This window comes from Streptomyces phytophilus (assembly GCF_013870535.1).
Classification (GTDB): Bacteria; Actinomycetota; Actinomycetes; order Streptomycetales; family Streptomycetaceae; genus Streptomyces; species Streptomyces phytophilus.
The window spans coordinates 1-2,176 of sequence record NZ_JACBXC010001040.1 but is presented as its reverse complement, the minus strand read 5'-3'; the positions used below and the strand labels follow the sequence as shown (position 1 = coordinate 2,176).

The window sequence follows — 2,176 nt, the reverse complement described above, 5'->3', positions numbered from 1 at the left end:
ACCGGCGGCAGCCCCGGCGGCTCGGGTGCCGGTGCGGGCGCGGCCGGCGCCGCGGCCGGGAGCCCCGCGCGTACGGGCGGCTCGGCCGCCGGGCCCAGGTCCTCGCCGCGCAGGATCGACAGCTCCAGCCGCTGGAGCGCGGCCGAGGGCCCGACGCCGAGGCCGTCCGCGAGGTACGCCTTGAACCCGCGGTACTCCGCCAGCGCCTCCGTCTGCCGCCCCGTGCGGTACAGCGCCTCGATCAACTGCTCCCGGAACCGGCCGTGGTCGGGGTGCGCGCGGGTGACGCTCCACAGGTCGACCAGCGCCTGCCCGCACTGCCCCAGCTCCAGCCGCACGTCGCACAGCCGCTCCACGACCCGCAGCCGCTCCTCCAGCATGCGCGGCACCTCGTCGCGGTGGATCGCCTCCGACCGCACGTTGGCCAGCACCCCGGTCTGCCACAGCGCCAGCGCCCCCTGCAGCGCGCCCATGGCCGCCTCCGCCGACAGCCCCGGCTCCTGCGTGCGGCGTACCCGCTCGCGGAACTCGACGAGGTCGAGGGAGCGCGCGTCCGCGGTGATCCGGTACCCGCCGGGCACCGCCTCGATGGGGGTGTCGACCACCTCGTGCTTGGCGAAGAGCCGCCGCAGCCGCAGCACGCAGGTCTGGAGCGCGGCCCGCGCGGTGGCCGGCTGCTCGTCGCCCCAGACCATGCGCTGGAGGTAGTCGACGGAGACGATGGCGCCCGCGTTGAGCAGCAGCGCGGCGAGCAGGTTGGCCGGCTTGGAGGGGTGCAGGACAACGGTCTCGCCGCCGTCGGAAATGCTCAGCGGCCCGAGCAGTTGGAACCGCACCGGGCTCACCGGCGCCCCCGGGGACCGGTGGCGCCGTGCCCGCGGAGTGCCGGCGGTGGTGGGAGCGTGAGCGGGGTCGTCATGCGAGCCACCTGTGTCCTGTAGGGGGTAGGTAGGACGCCCGCGACGCTACCCGCGTATACCGCCTCCGGGCAGGGGCGTAGCTGTCATGAACCTGCACGGGCGCGCGCAGCAAGCGGCCAGATCCCCCCGAAGCGGGACCGGCGCCGACCGCCCGCCAACTGCCGTTCTACCGCGGGTCCACCGGGCCTCCACCGCACGTCCACCACCCGCCGCGTACCGGCCCCTCCCCCGGTGCGTCCCCGCTCGCCGGCGCGGGAGGGGTCCCGGAGCCCTCGCGGTACAACGATTCCGACGGCCCGCCGGGCGCCGGCCGGACGACCGCCGGGGCCCGCGACCGAAGGCACGCAGGGGGAGGGGGAAGCGCGCCCATGGCGGCATACCGGACGACCGGCGGCGCGACCGGCGCGCGCGACCCCCTGCTCGTCCCCGGGCAGCGGATCCACGCCGGCCTGGTGGTGGACCGCAGGCTGGGCGAGGGCGCGTTCGCCGAGGTGTACCGCGTACGCCACCACGTGCTCGGCCCGCAGGCGCTCAAGCTCTTCAAGCACGGCGCGTCCCTCGGCGCCAACTTCTCCCGGCTCGACGAGGCGCGCATCCTCTCCACCCTCGGCCACCCCGGCATCATCCGGGTGTTCGACGCGGGCACGGTGGACACGGCGGAGGGCGTACGCGGCTACTTCACCATGGAGTACGTGGCCGGCGGCAGCCTGGAAGCGCTGGTCAGGAGCCACGGCGGCGCCGTCCCCGTCCCGCACGCCACCGCGGTGCTGCGGCAGGCCGCCGACGGCCTGTCCGTCGCGCACGAACGGCAGCAGCCGGTCGTGCACCGCGACCTGACGCTGGCCAACGTGCTCGTCGCGTACGACGAGTCGGGGCTGCGGGTCAAGGTGAGCGACTTCGGGCTGGCGCGGGAGACCGACCCGGTGACGCGGGCGGCGAGCGCGCAGGGCACGGTCGCGTACATGCCGCCCGAGGTCCTCATCCGCGGGCGCGGCTACTCGGCGGCGGGGGACGTGTGGGCGCTGGGCACGATCGTGTACTTCCTGCTCACGAACCGCTTCCCGTACGAGGCGGACGACCCGGCGCGGGCGTTCTCGCCGGAGCGGTTCGAGCGCCCGCTGCTGCCGCCGGGCGACTTCAACGACGACGTGGACGCCGGGCTGGAGTGGCTGGTCGCGGACATGCTGCGCGTCGACCCGGCGGAGCGCCCGCCGATGCGCGAGGTGGCCGAACGCGCCCTCGCCGCGGGGCAGTCG

The 2,176-nt window shown here is 75.9% G+C and carries 2 protein-coding genes; one reads left to right on the top strand and one right to left on the bottom strand.

Annotation, left to right across the window (positions count from 1 at the left end):
- A partial coding sequence (locus H5J30_RS28765) for an AfsR/SARP family transcriptional regulator (protein ID WP_181790204.1) occupies positions 1 to 836 on the bottom strand: 836 nt, incomplete at its 3' end.
- A 452-nt stretch (positions 837 to 1,288) separates the two neighbouring features.
- Between H5J30_RS28765 and H5J30_RS28760 the strand changes: the two genes are divergently transcribed.
- Positions 1,289 to 2,176: serine/threonine-protein kinase (locus H5J30_RS28760; RefSeq protein ID WP_181790203.1), on the top strand; the 888-nt coding region annotated here is incomplete at its 3' end.